Genomic DNA, 18,102 nt, shown 5'->3' on the forward strand with positions numbered 1-18,102 from the left:
GCGCCCCTGGCCGCACTGGGCATGATCCGAAGCGCCGGTATCACGGACCTGCGTCACGGCAACGTCGTCGACGAAGACTGCCATCCGGAGCGCTTCGCGTATCACGACGACCGCCGGCAGATCACGCCGCTGGCGCCGAACATCGAGCACTTCGCGGTCGCCGCGTCATTGGCAACGGATCGCAACGACCACTTGCGCCGGCCCCTGGGCGACGGCCTGGTCGCGCCACGCAGTGCCCTGGGCGATCACCGCGACCCCGCGCGCTCCCTGGGTATTCCAGCGGCCAACCGCCTGCTCGTCACGGGCGTCGGCCACCTGCAGCTGCTCGCCCACCCCGAGGTCCACGCCTGCCTGGACCGCTGGCTGGCGCCTGACCGTACTTAGATCGCGGCCAGTCGCTTCACGGTGTCGGGATACTTCTCGACCAAACGAATCAGGAGCGCTGCCTGCTGGTTCGGTTTTGCGCGTCCCTGCTCCCAATTCTCCAGGGTGCGCTCCTTCGTTCGAAGATAGTCCGCGAACACCGGGCGGGACAGATTGAGCTGTGTCCGCAATGCGATCAGCTCTTCCGGGGTGATGTCTTGAGCAGGCCGTGCTTTCCGTGTGTGGGTGCGCAGCGTGCGTTTGCCGGTGCGCTGCTTCTCAAGCGCATCCAGGCCCTCGTTGATTTCGTCGAACAGATTTCGCTTCGTCATCTTCGCTTGCTCCGCGCGGTGACCTCCGCCTTGACCCGCCTTCCGATGGCTTTCCTCTGGTCTGCGGTCAGATCGCTCGCTTCATTCTTGTCATAGAGCGTAAACAGCCAGAACTCTGGGCCGCCGCTCCACCAGTAATAGATCACCCGCAGCCCACCGCGCTTCCCTTTACCTCGACGGGGATCTGCGTACCGCAGCTTTCGGACACCGCCAGCACCTGGAACGAGATCTCCAGCCTCTGGGTCATCCATAAGCATGCTCTGCAATTCAGAGAACTGCCCCTCAGTCATGTAGTCGGCGCGTCGACTCTCGAAAGCTGGCAGTTCAATGAACACGGCCTTCATGCGAGCAAAAAGGTACGCAATCTGCGTACCTTTGTCAATGCCGCCCTATGACCGGATCGCGCTCACAGCAGTTAGCCAGGGACCTTGGTAGGCGCCTCTGTCTTCAGCCACCAGAATGGACACGGCCGTGATCATTACGCTTCGGCCAATGGCCCGCCGTTGCTAAGCTGATGGGATGGTGGCATCGACGGTAACCGTATTCGGGGGCACCGGCTTTCTCGGCCGCAGGATCGTGTCGACGCTGCTTGAGGCCGGCCATGCGGTGCGCGTAGCCACCAGAAACCCGGAGCGGGGTAACCCCGCATGGGCGGACCGCGTAGAGCCCATCACCGCCGACGTGCGCGACCCCGCAGCGGTTGCCCGAGCCGTGGAAGGCGCGGACGCCGTGGTGAACGCCGTCGCCCTCTACGTCGAAGCGCCGGGGCTGGACTTCGAGAGCGTGCATGTCGAAGGCGCCCGGAACGTAGCTGAGGCTGCCCAGGTACAGGACGAGCGAAAGCTGATCCATATCTCCGGCATCGGCGCCAGCGAATCCTCCCCCTCGGCCTATGTCCGTGCCCGTGCCCGTGGAGAGCACGCCGTGCGCGAGGCATGCGGCAACGCCGTCATCCTGCAGCCCGGCGTGCTCTTCGGGCCGAATGATTCCTTCGTAAGCACGCTAACGGCCGTTACCCGTCTGCCGCTGGTGCCGCTGTTCGGGTGGGGCGAAACCCGCCTGCATCCCGTGCATGTGGATGACGTCGCCAGTGCAGTGCGGCGTGCAATTGAATATCCGGCGACCGCCGGCCGTACCTTCGAGCTGGGTGGTGCGGGCACCTACCGCTATCGCGAGATCCTGGTTCAGGTGCTCGCCGCAACTGGCCGCCGGCGGTTGCTGGTGCCGGTGCCTTTCGCTGTCTGGCATCTGCTCGCAGCGATGGCTGCATGTTTGCCTAGCCCGCCGCTGACCCGTGACCAGGTGCTGCTGATGCGTCAGGACAATGTGGTCGGTCTTGGCGCCGCCGGATTCGCGGAATTGGGCATCACGCCGCGGGACTTCGCAGCCACGCTGTCCGAGTGCCTGCGCTGAGGCGTGAGTGCATAGTCACTGAACTTGCGAGCCTATGAGTCTCTTTTCGGGCGTGCACTGCGGCGGTCTGCCGAGGGAGTGCGTTGTCTGCTTCGTGCTGCGGACTCAACCGAAACCGTGGTCTACGCGTACATAGGGAAGATCGAGCGTGGTCTCTCTAACTCCTGAGTCTCTAAAAGATCTCCAAGTGACAAAATTTGCTCGCAAGCAATTAAAGGGCTATAGTGCATGAACGATCCTAAGAGGAGACGTGCGATGTACAGCATTGATGTTGACTTTGACGTTTATAAGCAGCTCACGGTGCGGAGAACGACAGAGGACGTTAGTTACAACGACGTCATCCGTGATTTGCTTGGTCTTGGCGCAGCTTCTGAGAGCAAGGAGCGAGATGCTGAACGAACAGCTTCGGGCGGTTGGATAGCTAAAGGCGTGCGATTCCCAAAAGGCACGGAGTTCAGAAGTTCCTATAAAGGGATAGTTCATACCGGTCACGTCGAGGATGGAGGGCTTATCGTTAATGGCAAGCGCTATACGTCGCCTTCTTCAGCGGCAGTCGCCATCACTGGAAGCGCTGTAAACGGGTGGCGCTTCTGGGAATGCCGGTTCCCGGGAAAGGTGGGCTGGCAATCTATCGAAGCGCTACGTTGAGTGGCCGTTCACGGGCGAACTCGCCACGCTTGCGTCCATGTCCAGGCATCGCGAGGCTCGCCTCGACGGCGGTAAACTAACTCGATGACGCGCGACGGCAGATTTACCGCTATCAGCTTGTACACCGGGGCCGGCGGGCTAGATCTCGGCTTCGAGGCGGCGGGCTTCGATACGCGCGTGGCGGTGGAGATGGATAGCCCGTGCGTCGAGACCCTTCGCGCCAACCGTGAATGGCCGGTCATCGACCGCTCCATTCACGCTGTTTCCTCGGACGAGCTGCTGAGAACGGCTGGCCTGGAAGTGGGCGAGGCCGATGTTCTTATCGGCGGTCCACCTTGCCAGCCCTTTTCTAAGGCCGGTTACTGGGCTTCCGGCGATGCGCGTCGACTGGATGATCCGCGCGCGGACACAGTCGCCGCCTTCCTGCGCGTGGTTCGGGACACGCAGCCGCGCGCTTTCCTCATGGAGAACGTCGCCGGTCTCGCCTATCGCGGCAAAGACGAAGGCTTTCGCCTGATTCAGAGCACGCTCGAGTCCATCAACCAAGCCTGCGGTACAAACTATAAGGCTGATTTGCTTGTGCTGAACGCGGCGGACTATGGGGTTCCCCAGATCCGTGAGCGTGCTCTGCTGATAGCCAGCCGCGACGGCGTTTCGATTGGGAGCTTTCCCGCCACGTACGCGCCAGCGAGCCTAGAAGCGCAGCGCGCCTTACCGTTGGACACACGGCTGCCGCCGTATCGCACCGCCTGGGACGCGCTGTGGGATCTGCAGGACGACGACAGCCCCGAGCTGGCAATGCGCGGGAAGTGGGGTGATCTACTGCCCTCCATTCCCGAGGGAGCGAACTACCTCCACCACACCGAGCGTGGCGAGGGTATGCCGCTATTCGGTTGGCGTCGGCGCTTCTGGAACTTCCTGCTCAAGCTCGCCAAGGATCAACCATCCTGGACGCTGACTGCCCAGCCCGGGCCAGCGACGGGGCCCTTTCATTGGAAGAGCCGGCGGTTATCGGGTCGTGAGCTATGCCGGTTGCAGACCATGCCCGACAGCTTCGAGGTGATTGGCTCCCTCGGCGCGGTCCAGAAACAGGTTGGCAACGCCGTGCCCTCCGCTCTGGCGGAGATGCTCGCGTTGGGTATTCGGCAGCGACTTCTCGGCGATGGCACGGTCGATGCGGTGGCGCCTACCCTGATCCCGGAGCGGCGTGATGATGTGCCGCCACCGGAGCCGGTGCAGCCCGTGGCGGAGAAGTATCTTCACCTCGTCGGCGAGCACCAGGCGCACCCGGGAACCGGTAAGGGATATCGCGCCGTGGCCCGTAGCGCCGTGTAGTTATGGAGTACCACCGTTACGGCGTTAGTCGTGCGCAGAAGGCGCCATTGCTTGCCTACATGCGCGAGGCGCTCGAGACGTGCGGCTGCCGCATCCTTCGTTGCTCCGCTTCCGGTGAGGCGCCATTTCGCATCAGCTTCGAAGCACCTGACGGCGAGCGAATGGGCATCATTGCCTACGCCTTCTTCGCCAACAGCCAACGTACGCGGAATCGGCCGGACGACGAGCACCGATTCCAGGTCAAATACGGTCAGGACAACAAGCAGGAGCACGAGCTGTGGCAGGACCCATACGAGGTCTACACAACGCTCTTTCTCGGTATTGATCCGGAGCGCGGCGTTTTCGTAGGCGCCGACCCAGTGCTGCACAGTCCGACCCGTTTCTTCATCTCCGTCGAGTACAAGGAGGAACACGTCCGGCAGATTCAGGAGGACGGCTGGGCAGCGTGGGAGCGGATACGGCGCGGCCAGCGCGGCGAGCAGCCCATCGAGATACTGGTCGGTGGCGTGCGCGAGAGCTTTCTACGCTACGTCCGCTTCGAGCGCGCGGCCAAGGGCATGGACCCCGGTCATCGACAGCTTCTGGCTGAGAAGATTGCGGACCTTGGCGCACTGGAGCGCTCCGGATTCGCGGTCGCGCAGGCAGTGCCCAATCCGGACAAGCTTCACCAGCTCTCCGAAGAGCTGCAGCTGACGCATAGCGAGATCCTCGACCTCATAGAGAGTGCGCCGCGGCTCAAGATGGCGGTGCGGGGCTGGGTGGCGGAAGTGCATCTCGAACGCGAACTACAGCACGCGATGGCCGGTATTGCCGAGTGCTATCGCGTCGAGGAAGAAGGCCGCCCGGATATCGAAGTACGTTTCCCCGGGGCGCCGCGTCCGATATACATCGAGTGCAAGAACGTCCTGCGCAAGACGATGGCCGATGGCACGCCGCGGCTGGATTTCCAGCGCACCCGTGCGTCAAAGGGGGATCCCTGCTCACGCTACTATCGGCCCGAGGATTTCGACGTCGTAGCCGCGTGCCTGCACCCGATAACCGAAGACTGGTCATTCCAGTACGTTGTCACTAGCCAACTTGATGCGCACAAGAACTGCGTGGGCCGGCTGAACAACAACGTGCGCATCGACCAGCGCTGGTCGAGCCAGGCGAGGGAGATTCTTAGCCGTGTCGCGTCAGCCTAGGGCAAAGCCGTAAGGAGGGCTACTGCTCCAAGCCTCAAGGGGCGCCCACTAACATCGCAGGCGGCCTCTAAGGTCGCGCGCTGGGCGGGGTGGCTCTGGAAGAGCGTGAGTTGTTCCCGATAAGTAGTTCTTGTGCTAAGAACGCCAGTGAATCCATCCGGTGGAAAGCGCATGGCGCGGCGACGCAAAAGAAAATCCGAGCTTGAGGACTGGATCAGCGTTCTCGCGAAACTGCCGTGGCAGTTTTGCGTCGCCTTGATCCCGGTGGCCTATATCGGTTTCGCTGCTCTGGCTCGCATTTCCGTGCCGAAGGCCGACGCTCTCGATGGCTTGGGAGTGGTTTTTGCCAGTCAGATCGCGCAAACGGCGGGTATGTTTCTTCAATATCTGGTGCCCGCGGTTCTGGCGATCGCGGCACTGGTGTCTTGGTTGGCCAAGCGGCGTCGCCGGAAGCTGCTTTCAGAGGCGGAATCCCGCGCCGGTGCTGCCGGGCTGCTGGATATCAGCTGGAAGGAGTTCGAGCAACTCGTTCGCGCCGGTTTCGAACGCGATGGGTACGCAGTCAGGCCAACTGCCGATGGCGCGGATGGCGGTGTCGATCTTGTCCTGAGCCGCAACGGCGAAAGCTTTCTCGTGCAGTGCAAGCAGTGGCGCGCGAGCAAGATCGGTGTCGGAGTGGTCCGCGAGTTGTTCGGTGTTATGGCCGCGCGTGGCGCGGTCGGCGGCTTCGTCGTGGGTGTGGGCGAGTTCACTCGCGCGGCGCATGAATTCGCCGAGGGCCGCAACATCACGCTCTTGAACGCGCGCGACATGCTGGAGCGCGCCCCGGAGCAGCCGCGAAGTGAGCCGGCCGTGTCTGCCGAAGGGAGGCCCCAGCCCGACTGTCCTCGTTGTGGCGCAGCGATGATTCTGCGCACGGCGAAGCGTGGCGCCAACGCGGGCCGCACCTTCTACGGGTGCAGCAAATACCCTGCTTGCAAGCAGACCGTGGAGGCCGCCCAGTCATGAGCATTTGCGAGAATCGTGTAGACGCGCGCACGCAGGCCAAGGTTTTGGTGCGTCGTTAAGCGATGGCGGAAGTGACGCCATGGAGCCGTGAGGAAGTCGAGGCGATCGTCGCCGACTATCTCCATATGCTGACGCTGGAGTACTCGGGTCAACATTATGTGAAAGCTCAGCACCGAAAGCGCCTGAAAGGCCTGCTCCAGGGTCGCTCGGACGCCTCTATCGAGCGCAAGCACCAGAACATCAGCGCAATCATGCTTGAACTGGGGTGCCACGCGGTGCCGGGTTACAAGCCGCTATCGAATTACCAGAGACTGCTGTTCGACGTGCTCACCGAGCGCATGGCGGTGTCCCGCGAATTGGATGCTTCGGCCGAAGCTGCCGCTAAGCAACCCGCTGTCAAGCCGCTGGAACCGGACTTCGAGACTTTGCTGGCTGATGCGCCGGAAGCCACGGGGGTGGGCGTACGCGAGCAGCCGCCGGAATATGCGGGACGTAGGCTGGCGGTGAAGCGGGACTACCTTGCACTGGAAGCGAGCAATCGATCGCTTGGCAAAGCCGGTGAGGAGTTAGTGGTTAGCTATGAGCATGATCGGCTGCACCGTGCGGGCAAGCGGCGCCTGAGCGAACGGGTAGAGCATGTCGCGGTGACGCGAGGCGACGGCCTCGGCTATGACGTGCTCTCCTTCGATCTCGATGGGCGGGAGCGGCTTATCGAGGTCAAGACCACCGCCTTCGCCAAGGAGACGCCATTCTTCCTCAGCCGTAATGAGCTGGCCCTATCCCGACAGGAGGCGGAAGCCTTCCACTTGTACCGGGTCTTCGCGTTTCGCAGGCGCCCGCAGCTATTCGATTTGCCGGGACGCCTGGAATGTCAGGTCCCGGATGATTGCGAACAGCTTTTTTGAATATCTCCGGCTTATGGGCTTGCCAATCCTTCATGGTTTGGATGGGCGTGCGATGACTGATCGCTTTCTGGGGCAGGTGCTGGTTGTAGAGCCAGACATAGCGCTTGAGTGTGGCTTCCAGGTCGTCTCTGCTTCGGAAGTGATGCGTGCGCAGGACCTCGGCAATGCGGCCGTTGAAGCGCTCGACCATGCCGTTGGTTTGGGGCCGACCCGGTGGGATGAGGCGATGTTCGATACCCAGCTCGTCACAGCGCTGATCAAAGCCGTGCGCCCCGGTCGGCTGACGCTGGCCGTTGGCGGTGAAGCGGTCGGTGAATTCCTTGGCGTTGTCGGTCAGGATCGTGTGGATCTTGAACGGAGCCGCCTCGTGCAGCGCCTTGAGAAAACGCTCAGCCGAGCGTGTGCTCTTGTCGGCCATCAGCTGCACGTAGACCCAGCGCGTGGCGCGGTCGATGGCCACGAAGGCGTAGCGTCGCTTGTCCTCGTCGCGCATCTGCGGCAGGTACTTGATATCGATGTGCACGAAGCCGGGCTCGTAGGTCTTGAAGGGCTTGCTGTTGCGCACCTCGGCATCGGCTTCCTTCGGCAGCTTCGACACGCCGTGGCGCCGCAGCATCCGGTCCAGCGCCGAGCGGCTCATCTGCGGGGCAATGAACTCCCGCGTTACCGCCAACAGATCGTCCAGAGGCAGACGCAGCGTGGTGCGCAAATACAGCACCAGCGCTTCCTGCCCGTCGTTCAGCGTTTTACGCAGCCGATGCGGCGTATGACTGCGATCCGCCGTCGACTCTCGGCGGCGCCACTTCATGATGGTGTCCCGCGACTGACCGAAGCGCACCGCCAACTCGTCAACGGTGCCTTCGGCTTCCCGAATCGCTTGGCGCATCGCCGGCGTGGTGGTCGCGTTCTTATGCAAGCTCAGGAGCATTCCGGATCCTTCTCCCATCGTGCCAAAACACCCGCCAGGGCCTCACGGCCCATCAGCAGCGGACACCTATTGTGAAGAAGGTGATCATCCGGGACCTGACATTTAGTTCTGCAGTTAAGGAATGTCTGATCAAAGTCGGATGAGTGACCGCGAAGACATTGCAGGCTGCACACCGGGTGAAATGAAGGCTGTTTCGGGGGCTTCAGCCTCTGCAGAAGCCCGATTTCGTTGTCATTGGACGCACCTATCCTGCCGCCAGCAGCTGTCTTCGGGCCGCCACGAGGTTGGCCATGGCAAACAGGCTGTGCAGGTGCGCGGTGTTCTTGGTCAGGCCGCGATAGCGGACCTTGGTGTAGCCGAACTGGCATTTGACAATCCGAAACGGATGCTCGACCCGGGCTCTCAGAGACGCCAGACGTCGGTTGGCGGCGCGCTGCCATTCCAGCAGCGCCTTGCCGGCACTGCGCACGTAAGGCGTGACGATGCGCGGTCCACTATCGGGCGCCGGGGCATCCAGGCTGCGGCCCGTGCGTCGATAGCCGGCATCGCCCAGCACGATGCGTTCTTCGCCGTGCAGCAGGGCTTCGGTCTGGGTGATGTCGGCGACTTTGGCCGTTGTGCCGATAACGGTGTGCACGAGGCCACTGTGGGCATCGGCGCCGATATGCGCCTTGCAGCCGAAGTACCACTGGTTGCCCTTGCGCGTCTGACTCATGTCGGGATCCCGCGTACCGCTCTGGTTCTTCGTCGAGCTGGGCGCGTGGATCAGCGTGGCGTCCACCAGCGTGCCTTCGCGCAGCATCAGGCCCCGCTCGCGCAGGTGGGCATTGACCTCGGCAAAGATCTGCTCGGCCAGCCCGTGCCGCTCCAACAGCCGCCGGAACTGCAGGATCGTGCTCTCGTCAGGCACCGCCTCATCCGTCAGCGTGATGCCGGCAAAGCGGCGCATGGCATCGGAGTCGTAAAGCGCCTCTTCGGCGCCTGGATCCGACAGCCCGTAGAACTGCTGCAGGCAGTAGATGCGCAGCTTGGTGGCCAGCGACAGCGGCCGGCGCCCCGGCTTGCCCGCCTTGGGCTTCGGGTAGTGCGGCGCAATCAACGCCTCCAGGCGCGACCACGGAATAACCGCATCCATCTCCGCCAGAAACTTCTCGCGGCGCGTCACCTTCTTCTTGTGCGCCTGCTCAAGATCCGCGAACGTCCGCTGCTTCATCGACTGGCTCACCATCGTCTCCGTGCCCCGGCATCATCCCAGATCGGGGCGATTGATCAGAGTTTCCTTAAGCGCGGCAGCCCTTCAACTGAATCTCGATAAGTGGATAAACTGTGGAGCGATTCGTCGAGGTTATCAAATAGCTGGTCCAAGCTCCCCGATAGTTCATTTAGGGTGCTCTTGTCATCTGCCCCAAACTCCTCATAAACTGTAAGCGCCATACTGAGCGACTGCAGTGCTTCCTGGCGCGACTTGTTCATGGGCTGTATTTGTCGCTCTATAGTTTCAGCATAGCTATTCATGTCGCCGGCAGTCTTCGTTATGACGCGTTTTGCGGATGCAGCATCAGGCTGCTCTTTGGTGACGGATCTTATTTCATCCGCCCTTTGATTTAATTTGCCTGCGATGCTTGATGTGGCTTCTTCAATTGTTTTCACGACCGAGGTTAGCTCCGCCATCTTCAACTCGTAAAAGTCGATGTAGTCAAAAAAGCCAAGTTCTCCGTCATCGTTCGATTCGGGTTGACGTTTCGCTATGAAATCGCCGCTCTTTTGAGCGGTTTTGTCTTTTTGGTCCGCAGAGAACTTTTGTGCAAGTGCTGCTAAGTGGGATCTCAGAGAACTCTGAAAGCCTGCCCCATCTTCGAAGGTTCCGTAAAGCCCGCCTTTCTCTGGAAGCGATGCCTTAAAGTCTTGCACTAATTGGAGCTGGGCTGGGTTGATTGTGCTTGGTGGCAAGGGGCTTCTTTGAAGTAGAACATTACTTCAGGCGCTCCTGTTTCTCGGAACCTCTGATATGCGTTGTGAAACTCTTCCTGGGTTCCGGACTGCGCGCGGGGCGTCTTTGTCCCAAAACGCCCCCAAAGTATTCCTATAAAAACGTCGAAGCTATCCCCAATTTGAGAGGTTATGACATTTTGCGGGTCCGTCCCGAATGCGGGCCTTGTGTCGTTTTCCCATCTTTTTAGTTCGAACGTTATACCGAGTTGCGCGCTCCAAGTTGCGTTATGCTCGTCTACTATTGATTCTAGTAGGTCGCGTTCGTGCTGAACGTCAGATGGGGATGAAACGAAAACTTGAATAATTGTGGTGTTTCTTGGCATAAATGAAATTTACTTCTCTCTTCTAGAGGTGTGGCGCCCGGAGCGGCGGCCCTCTTCAAACAATAAGGGCCGCAGTGTTTGCGGCCCTTTTCGCAGTAGCTTGTGCGTAGTTTTTGTTTAATCCCAGCTCAACGCTCCACCCGTCTGATACTCGGTCACACGGGTCTCGAAGAAGTTTTTCTCCTTCTTGAGATCCATGGCCTCGCTCATCCAGGGGAAGGGGTTGGTGGCGCCGGGGTAGAGCTGCTTGATGCCGATCTGGCTGCAGCGACGGTTGCAGATGTACTTGAGGTACTCGTTGAACTGGCTGGCATTCAGGCCGAGCACGCCTCTTGGCATGGTGTCGTGGGCGTACTTGATTTCCAGCTCGGTCGCCTCACGCAGCATCTGGGCGATTTCTTCCTGGAACTTCTCGGTCCAGAGGTGCGGGTTCTCGTACTTGATCTGGTTGATGACGTCGATGCCGAAGTTCATGTGCATCGACTCGTCGCGCATGATGTACTGGATCTGTTCGGCGGTGCCCACCATCTTGTTGCGGCGGCCGAAGCTCAGCAGCTGCACGAAGCCGACGTAGAAGAAGATGCCTTCGAAGACGACGTAGAAGGCGATCATGTCGCGCAGGAAGCGCTGGTCGTCCTCGGGGGTGCCGGTCTTGAAGCTGGAATCGGCCAGCGACTGCGTGTAGGGCAGGGACCAGGCGGCCTTGTCGTGGATGCTCGGGATCTCCCGGTACATGTTGAAGACTTCGGCCTCGTCCAGGCCCAGGCTTTCGATGCAGTACTGGTAGGCGTGCGTGTGCAGCGCTTCCTCGAAGGCCTGGCGCAGCAGGTACTGGCGGCACTCGGGGTTGGTCAGGTGCTTGTAGACGGCCAGCACCAGGTTGTTGGCCACCAGGGAGTCAGCCGTGGAGAAGAAGCCGAGGCTGCGCTTGATGATGGTGCGCTCGTCCTCGGTCAGGCCGTTGGGGTCCGCCCACAGCGCGATGTCCGCGGCCATGGAGATTTCCTGCGGCATCCAGTGGTTGTTGCAGGCGGACAGGTACTTCTCCCAGGCCCAGGTGTACTTGAAGGGCACCAGCTGGTTGAGGTCAGCCTTGCAGTTGATGATCTTCTTGTCGTCGACCTGGATGCGCGATGCGCCCATCTCCAAGTCTTCGAGGCCGGTGGCGCCGGCTTCTTCAGCCTGCGGCGCGCCGGCGCCGGGGTGCACCGGCGGGTGCGTGACGTTGTCCGGCTTGACGGTCTGCAGGCCGGGCTGCGGCTGCGGCGTGGAAGGGGTGTCCCATTCAAGCATTGCGGTACTCCTGAAATTGGTGTCGCTTAAGTCGGCTTAGGTGCTGCGGGCCTGTGCTTACTGGCAGGCCTCGCAGTCGGGATCGAGGATCGAGCAGGCGGCCGGCATCTGGCCGCCGTTGGCTTCGGCGGAGGCGTCGGCGTCCGGGGTGACGGGCGGGCGGCTGGATTCGCCCGCGCCGGTGACGCCGGTGGTGGTGACGCCGCCGCCGCCATTGCCGCCGGAGCCGGCCACCTTGTTGAGGCGGCTGTCGCTGATGGTGGTCTTCTCGGCGTGGGTGGCGCCCATCGTGCGCAGGTAGTAGGTCGTCTTCAGGCCCGAGGTCCAGGCGTGCTTGTAGAGCTCGTCCAGCTTCCGGCCGTTCGGCTCGGACATGTAGAGGTTCAGGCTCTGCGACTGGTCGATCCACTTCTGGCGGCGGCTGCCGGCGTCGACCAGGCGCTTGGGGTCGACCTCGAAGGCGCATTTGTAGATGGCCTTGATCTCCTCCGGCACGCGGTCGATGGCCTGCACGGAGCCGTCGAAGTACTTCAGGTCGTGGACCATGACCTCGTCCCACAGGTCGAGCTTCTTGAGGTCGTCGACGAGATAGGTGTTGACCACCGTGAAGTCGCCCGAGAGGTTCGACTTGACGAAGAGGTTCTGGTAGGTCGGCTCGATGGACTGGGACACGCCGGTGATGTTGGCGATGGTCGCGGTCGGGGCGATGGCCATGGTGTTGGAGTTGCGCATGCCGATGGTCTTGACGCGCTCGCGCAGGGTCTCCCAGTCGTACTCGCCGGAGGCGCTCTCGTCCTGCTCCAGGTAGCCGCCGCGCTCTTCACGCAGCAGGCGGATGGAGTCGATGGGCAGGATGCCCTGGCTCCACAGCGAGCCCTCGAAGCTCTGGTACTTGCCGCGCTCTTCGGCCAGATCGGTGCTGGCCTGGATGGCGTGGTAGCTGACGGCCTCCATGGACTCATCGGCGAAGCGGATGGCTTCCTCGCTGTCGTAGGGCAGGCGCAGCTTGTAGAGGGCGTCCTGGAAGCCCATCACGCCCATGCCCACCGGACGGTGGCGCAGGTTGGAATTGCGCGCGGTGGTCACCGAGTAGTAGTTGTACTCGATGACGTTGTCGAGCATGCGCATGGCCGTGTTGACGGTCTTGGCCAGCTTGACGCGGTCGAGCTTGCCGTCCTCGGTGATGTGCGCCGGCAGGTTGACGCTGCCCAGGTTGCAGACGGCGATCTCGTGACCCGGCTTGGTGTTGAGCGTGATCTCGGTGCAGAGGTTGGAGCTGTGCACGACGCCGGCGTGCTGCTGCGGGCTGCGCAGGTTGCAGGGGTCCTTGAAGGTCACCCAGGGGTGGCCCGTCTCGAAGAGCATCGACAGCATCTTGCGCCACAGCTGCACGGCCGGGATGCGCTTGTGGTTGGGGATGCGGCCTTCGTCGGCCTCGCGCTCGTAGGCGAGGTAGCGCTGCTCGAAGGCGGCACCGGTCAGGTCGTGCAGGTCCGGCGCGTCCTCGGGGGAGAACAGCGTCCACTGGCCCTCTTCCATGACGCGCTTCATGAACAGGTCCGGCACCCAGTTGGCGGTGTTCATGTCGTGCGTGCGGCGGCGGTCGTCGCCGGTGTTCTTGCGCAGGTCGACGAATTCCTCGATGTCGCGGTGCCAGGTCTCCAGATAGGCGCAGACCGCGCCCTTGCGCTTGCCGCCCTGGTTGACCGCCACGGCGGTGTCGTTGGCCACCTTGAGGAAGGGCACGACGCCGTTGGACTTGCCGTTGGTGCCCTTGATGTAGGCGCCCATGCCGCGCACCGGCGTCCAGTCGTTGCCCAGGCCGCCGGCAAACTTGGAGAGCAGGGCGTTGTCCTTGATGGCGCCGAAGATGCCGTCGAGGTCATCCGGCACGGTGGTCAGGTAGCAGCTGGACAGCTGCGGGCGCAGCGTGCCGCTGTTGAACAGCGTCGGCGTGCTGCTCATGAAGTCGAAGGAGGACAGCAGCTGGTAGAACTCGATGGCGCGCGCCTCGCGCTCCACCTCGTTGATCGCCAGGCCCATAGCCACGCGCATGAAGAAGGCCTGCGGTAGCTCGAAGCGCGTCTTGTTGCTGTGGATGAAGTAGCGGTCGTAGAGGGTCTGCAGGCCCAGGTAGTCGAACTTCATGTCGCGCTCGGGCAGCAGGGCCTTGCCCAGCTGATCGAGATCGAAGAGGCAGAGCTTGGGGTCGACCAGCTCCAGTTCCGCGGCGCGGTGGATGTAGCTGCGGAAGTAGTCGCCGTAGAGCGCGGTCATCTGCTCGTGGGTGGGGCGCGTTTCCGGGGCATCGAGGAAGCTCAGCGCCTCGTGGCGCAGCGCGTCCATCAGCAGGCGTGCGGAGACGTAGCTGTAGTTCGGCTCGTCCTCGATGCGGGTGCGCGCGGCCATGACCAGCGCCTGTGCCAGCTGCGACTCGGGGATCTCGTCGTAGATGTCGCGCATGGCCGACTCCAGAACGGAGTTCGGGTCGACGCCGGTGAGGCCGGTGCAGGCCTCGGTGACCAGCGTGCGCATGCGCTCGGTGTCCACCGGCACCAGGGAGCCGTCGTCGCGCGTCATGCGCAGCTCGGTGGCTGGCGCGGCCGGCTGGCTGGCGGCTTCCTCGGCGCGCTCGCGGGCACGCTGCTCGCGGTACAGCACGTAGGAGCGGGCGACCTTGTGCTCGTCGGCGCGCATCAGCGCCAGCTCGACCTGATCCTGGATGTCCTCGATGTGGATGGTGCCGCCGCCGTGCTGGTTGCGGGTCACGGCGGCCACCACCTGGTCGGTGACGCCGGCCACGCGCTCGCGGATGCGCGAGCTGGCGGCGGCCGAACCGCCCTCGACGGCGAGGAAGGCCTTGGTGATGGCGATGCTGATCTTCTCGGGCTCGAAGCCGGTCACCTTGCCGTTGCGGCGGATGACGCGCATGCCGCCCGGGGCGGTGCTCTGGACCTCGGCGGCGCTGTAGCTTTCGGAGGGCGGAATCGTGACGGCTTCGGCGCTTGTGGTTTGTGTCTGCATTGGGTGATTGCCTCCCCGGCGGTGTCGAAATCTGGGCTGGTGCAGGGCCCCGGCGCGGGCCTCGCGGCCAACATTGCACCAGATGTAGTGTTCTGTCGAGGGGGTGAACGCAAGATGCTGTGTGCATGATCGGGTGCACAAACCTGGGAGAAGCTGTGTATAAGTGCCCGCGCGATGCGCGTGATCGGCGCCAAATCAGCAACTTGCGGACCCCGACCCGGCCGCCGCGACCGCCGCGCGATGTGCAGTGCAGCAATGGGCGTCGGTCACAAAAAAATATTGATAATCAGAAGCTTGGTTCCCGTACGCGCGGCTTGCTGTCGAAGGCCGTCGGCGGTGGGGGCGCAGGCCTGTGGCAAACTGCCGCTTTGCCTTCGATGAAGCCCGTGCGCAACGAGCGTCCCAACAGCCTCATTCCCTTTCAGGGCGGGCATTTGCCGACCTGGCCGGAGGATGCGGCCATCGATCTTTTCAACACCAAGCCGACCATTGGTGCGATCGGCTTCAGCGACAGCGCGCGCTACCTTGAGCCGCTGCGCGAACTGCTGGAGGAAGCCGCGGCCGATCGCGGGCGTACGCAGCCCATCGCCGGCGGCGCCTTCGCGGTGGAGGACATCCTGAGCTGGGACAGCGACGCGCTGGAGGTGGCGGACGCGCGCGCCTGGAAGCTGGTGACCTCCATGCTGGGCAGCAATGTCCGCACCGAGGCGGCCCAGGCCATTCTGGTGCCGCCGCAGCGCGAACTGCCGCTGCGCCCGCACGCGGTGGGCACGGCCTCGGTCGTCATGCTGGTGGCCGGCGATGGCCTCGAGCTGCGCCACCACAATCTGCAGATGGATCCCGTCCGGCCGCCGCTACGCTTCGCCGCCGGCGGCATGCTGGCGCACCCCTCGACGATGCGCCCCTGCGTGACCGACAACACCAGCGGCGAGCCGGTCTGGCTGCTGTGCTGGGATTACCGGCCGCGGGGCGGTGGCTGAGATGGCCGACAGCGGCAGTATCGGCGACTACCGCGAGCTCGCGGCCTGGCAGTGGACGGACAGCGACGGCATCACCATCCGCGGCCGCCGTCGCGAGGCCGCCGACGGTGCGGCGACGCTGCACTGGCTGTCCGGCAATGGCTTCTGCGGCGGTGTCTACTGGCCCTTTCTGCGCCAGCTGGATGCGCGCTTCGGGCTGATCACGCACGACATGGGCGGCCACGGCGAGTCGGATCCCGTGGAGCAGTTCGTCGGCGTATCGCGGACGGTGGAGCGCGTGCAGGCCGGTTTCGGGCAGCTGGCGCCGTCCAAGCCGCGCGTGGCCATCGGTCACAGCTTCGGCGCCGCGCTGTCGCTGCGCAGCGTGGCGCGTGGCCTCATCGACTGCGATGCGCTGGTGCTGCTGGATCCCATCATCCTGCCGACGCGCTACTGGCTGGCCACCAAGGCCAGCGGCAAGCTCCGTCGCAACCCCATGGCGCAGGCCGCGCGCCGGCGCCGGGCCGTCTGGGAGAGCGCCGACGCGGCGCGCGAGCGTCTGCGCGGCCGCGGCATCTACAAGGGCTGGCGCGACGAGGCGCTGGATGCCTTCATCAGCCACGCCACCTGCGATACGGCGGAGGGGCGCGCGCTGGTCTGCGCCCCCGAGCTGGAGGCGCAGATCTTCGAGAATCCGCTCTATCTCTGGCGCGACATTCCGAAGCTGGATGTGCCCACGCTCTATGTCTACGGCGAGAAGAGCTACTTCTTCCTGGCGCCCTCGGCGCGGCGGGTTCGGAAGCGGCATGCGCAGACCACGGTCCAAGCCCTGCCCGGTGGGCACTGCTTCATGCTGGAGGATCCGGAGAGCAGCGCGCAGTTCGTGAGCGACTGGCTGGGCGAGGTGCTGCCCTCGGGCTAAAGCCCGGTCCGCGGTCCCCGGCGGCTCGAACATCGGGCCGGTCTTCTCCCTGTCCACCGCGTCGCGCCGCTTGCTGAATTTCTCCGAGTGACGGGCCGTCACGAGGCTGTCATCTTGGGCGGCAAGAATCCCGCGCCGCCCGTTGCCAGAGCTATCCATGACCGTACGCCAAGCCATTCCCCTCAGTCGCCGCCGCCTGCTACAGGGCGCCGCGGCCAGCGCCTCCGTCGCCGCCTTCGCCCAGGCGCTGTCCGGTTGTAGTAGCGACGGCGGAATCGATACCGGAACGGGTGGCGGGGACGGCCCGTCGCTGGCGCGCCTTGGTCCGCTGCAGGAAGCGGACGAGAACGGCTTGATGCTGCCGGAGGGCTTCACCGCCACGGCCATCGCCACTGCCAACCGGCTGGTGCCGGGTACGAATCTGCTGTGGCATACCGATCCCGACGGCGGCGCCACCTACGCCACTGACGACGGTGGCTGGATCTACGTCTGCAACCGCGAGTTCCTGCCCGGCGGCGTCAACGCGCTGCGTTTCAACGCCGAGGGCGAGGTGGTCGACGGCTACAACATCCTCTCGGGTTTACGCAGCCGCATCAATTGCGCCGGCGGCAAGACGCCCTGGAACACCTGGCTGTCGGGTGAGGAATACGGCCTTGGCAATCTCTGGGAGTGCGATCCCTTCGGTGAGGAAGGCGCCACGCGCCTGCGTGCGCTGGGCACCTTCAAGCACGAGGCCGCGGCGGTCGACCCCGCCACCAATATCGTCTACGAGACCGAGGACGAGTCCGACGGTCGCTTCTATCGCTTCATTCCGGACAGCCCCAATGTCGGTGGGCGGCCGGATTTGTCGAGCGGGCGGCTGCAGGTCATGCGCGTGCTGATCGACGTCGACACCCTCGGTTCGCCGGAGCGCGACGTGACCTCGAAGCCTTTCGCCGTGGACTGGCTGGATGTGCCGAACCCGAATCCGGTGCTTGGCGGCGTGCTCGTCGGCGCGCCGACGCGCGAACAGGTGCCGGAATCGACGCGCTTCCGTGGCGGCGAGGGCATCTGGTATCACAACGGCCAGATCTTTTTCACGACCAAGAGCGACCGCCGCGTCTGGGCGCACGATATTGCCTCGGAAAGCGTCCGCGTCATCTACGACGACGACTGGTTCGAAGACCCCATTCTCGACTCCGTGGACAACATCGTTGTCACGCCGGGCGGCGACGTCGTGGTGGCCGAGGACAAGACGGGCGAGCAGGACATGGTCGCCATTCGCCCGAATGGCGAGCTCGTGCACATGCTGCGGCTGACGGGTCATGACGCCAGCGAGCTCACCGGCCCGGCCTTTTCACCGGACGGTCGACACTTCTTCTTCAACTCGCAGCGCGGCACCAGCGCCAGCGGGCCGGGGCAGGGGGGTATCACCTATCGCGTATCCGGCCTCTGGTTCGGCTGAGCCTCGGCCCTCTCCCCGGCCCCTCTCCC

17 protein-coding genes and 1 pseudogene are annotated in these 18,102 nt (G+C 63.5%); 10 read left to right on the forward strand and 8 right to left on the reverse strand.

Annotation, left to right across the window (positions count from 1 at the left end; genetic code table 11):
• The first annotated feature begins 21 nt into the window (after positions 1-21).
• Positions 22-384 (forward strand): hypothetical protein, encoded by a 363-nt coding sequence (locus U743_RS17890; protein ID WP_052367439.1) that lies wholly within the window; start codon positions 22-24, stop codon positions 382-384.
• On the opposite strand, the gene U743_RS02240 is transcribed toward U743_RS17890, so the two are convergent.
• On the reverse strand, positions 381-695 hold the full coding sequence (locus U743_RS02240) for a helix-turn-helix domain-containing protein (protein WP_043765199.1): 315 nt from the start codon (positions 693-695) through the stop codon (positions 381-383). The genes U743_RS17890 and U743_RS02240 overlap by 4 nt on opposite strands.
• Positions 692-1,039 (reverse strand): toxin, encoded by a 348-nt coding sequence (locus U743_RS02245; protein ID WP_043765202.1) that lies wholly within the window; start codon positions 1,037-1,039, stop codon positions 692-694. The genes U743_RS02240 and U743_RS02245 overlap by 4 nt, the downstream gene beginning before the upstream one ends.
• 175 nt (positions 1,040-1,214) lie before the next feature.
• Between U743_RS02245 and U743_RS02250 the strand changes: the two genes are divergently transcribed.
• The 6 genes from U743_RS02250 (at position 1,215) to U743_RS02270 (ending at position 7,188) form a co-directional block, all read left to right on the forward strand.
• Positions 1,215-2,108 (forward strand): complex I NDUFA9 subunit family protein, encoded by an 894-nt coding sequence (locus U743_RS02250; protein WP_043765204.1) that lies wholly within the window; start codon positions 1,215-1,217, stop codon positions 2,106-2,108.
• Between the two features lie 255 nt (positions 2,109-2,363).
• Complete coding sequence (locus tag U743_RS18525) at positions 2,364-2,756, forward strand: DUF2924 domain-containing protein (protein ID WP_198021887.1); 393 nt, start codon at positions 2,364-2,366, stop codon at positions 2,754-2,756.
• 84 nt (positions 2,757-2,840) lie between these two features.
• Positions 2,841-4,091, forward strand: coding sequence for a DNA cytosine methyltransferase (locus U743_RS02255; protein WP_043765206.1), 1,251 nt, complete (start codon positions 2,841-2,843; stop codon positions 4,089-4,091).
• Between the two features lie 161 nt (positions 4,092-4,252).
• Entirely contained in the window at positions 4,253-5,275 is a 1,023-nt protein-coding gene (locus U743_RS02260) for a hypothetical protein (RefSeq protein ID WP_156966303.1), read from the forward strand.
• A gap of 171 nt (positions 5,276-5,446) precedes the next feature.
• Complete coding sequence (locus U743_RS02265; RefSeq protein WP_043765209.1) at positions 5,447-6,283, forward strand: restriction endonuclease; 837 nt, start codon at positions 5,447-5,449, stop codon at positions 6,281-6,283.
• Between the two features lie 62 nt (positions 6,284-6,345).
• Complete coding sequence (locus U743_RS02270) at positions 6,346-7,188, forward strand: DUF3883 domain-containing protein (protein ID WP_043765211.1); 843 nt, start codon at positions 6,346-6,348, stop codon at positions 7,186-7,188.
• Here U743_RS02270 and U743_RS02275 read toward each other — a convergent pair.
• The 6 genes and pseudogenes from U743_RS02275 to U743_RS02295 form a co-directional block, all read right to left on the reverse strand.
• A pseudogene (locus U743_RS02275) lies at positions 7,154-8,116 on the reverse strand (IS481 family transposase); the annotation flags it as partial. The gene U743_RS02270 and the pseudogene U743_RS02275 sit on opposite strands and share 35 nt — an antisense overlap.
• Positions 8,117-8,360: 244 nt before the next feature.
• A complete protein-coding gene (locus U743_RS02280; RefSeq protein ID WP_043770774.1) occupies positions 8,361-9,329 on the reverse strand; it encodes an IS5 family transposase in 969 nt (322 codons plus the stop codon).
• A gap of 56 nt (positions 9,330-9,385) precedes the next feature.
• Positions 9,386-10,066: a hypothetical protein gene (locus tag U743_RS02285; RefSeq protein WP_198022170.1), complete on the reverse strand. Its 681-nt coding sequence runs from the start codon at positions 10,064-10,066 to the stop codon at positions 9,386-9,388.
• A complete protein-coding gene (locus U743_RS19715; RefSeq protein ID WP_084191296.1) occupies positions 10,027-10,431 on the reverse strand; it encodes a DUF4062 domain-containing protein in 405 nt (134 codons plus the stop codon). The genes U743_RS02285 and U743_RS19715 overlap by 40 nt, the downstream gene beginning before the upstream one ends.
• Before the next feature lie 117 nt (positions 10,432-10,548).
• On the reverse strand, positions 10,549-11,574 hold the full coding sequence (locus U743_RS02290; RefSeq protein WP_232226825.1) for a ribonucleotide-diphosphate reductase subunit beta: 1,026 nt from the start codon (positions 11,572-11,574) through the stop codon (positions 10,549-10,551).
• 207 nt (positions 11,575-11,781) lie between these two features.
• On the reverse strand, positions 11,782-14,748 hold the full coding sequence (locus tag U743_RS02295; RefSeq protein WP_043765216.1) for a ribonucleoside-diphosphate reductase subunit alpha: 2,967 nt from the start codon (positions 14,746-14,748) through the stop codon (positions 11,782-11,784).
• A gap of 386 nt (positions 14,749-15,134) precedes the next feature.
• Between U743_RS02295 and U743_RS02300 the strand changes: the two genes are divergently transcribed.
• From U743_RS02300 to U743_RS02310, 3 genes are all read left to right on the forward strand, one after another.
• Positions 15,135-15,728 carry a hypothetical protein gene (locus U743_RS02300; protein ID WP_156966304.1) on the forward strand — a complete coding sequence of 198 codons (594 nt, stop codon included), beginning with the start codon at positions 15,135-15,137 and terminating at the stop codon, positions 15,726-15,728.
• A gap of 1 nt (position 15,729) precedes the next feature.
• Positions 15,730-16,629: an alpha/beta fold hydrolase gene (locus tag U743_RS02305; protein ID WP_043765219.1), complete on the forward strand. Its 900-nt coding sequence runs from the start codon at positions 15,730-15,732 to the stop codon at positions 16,627-16,629.
• Between the two features lie 157 nt (positions 16,630-16,786).
• The gene (locus U743_RS02310) at positions 16,787-18,073 is read left to right on the forward strand and encodes an alkaline phosphatase PhoX (protein ID WP_043765220.1); all 1,287 of its coding nucleotides are present in this window, start codon (positions 16,787-16,789) and stop codon (positions 18,071-18,073) included.
• The last annotated feature ends 29 nt before the right edge of the window (positions 18,074-18,102 follow it).

This window comes from Algiphilus aromaticivorans DG1253, assembly GCF_000733765.1.
GTDB classification, from domain to species: domain Bacteria; phylum Pseudomonadota; class Gammaproteobacteria; order Nevskiales; family Nevskiaceae; genus Algiphilus; species Algiphilus aromaticivorans.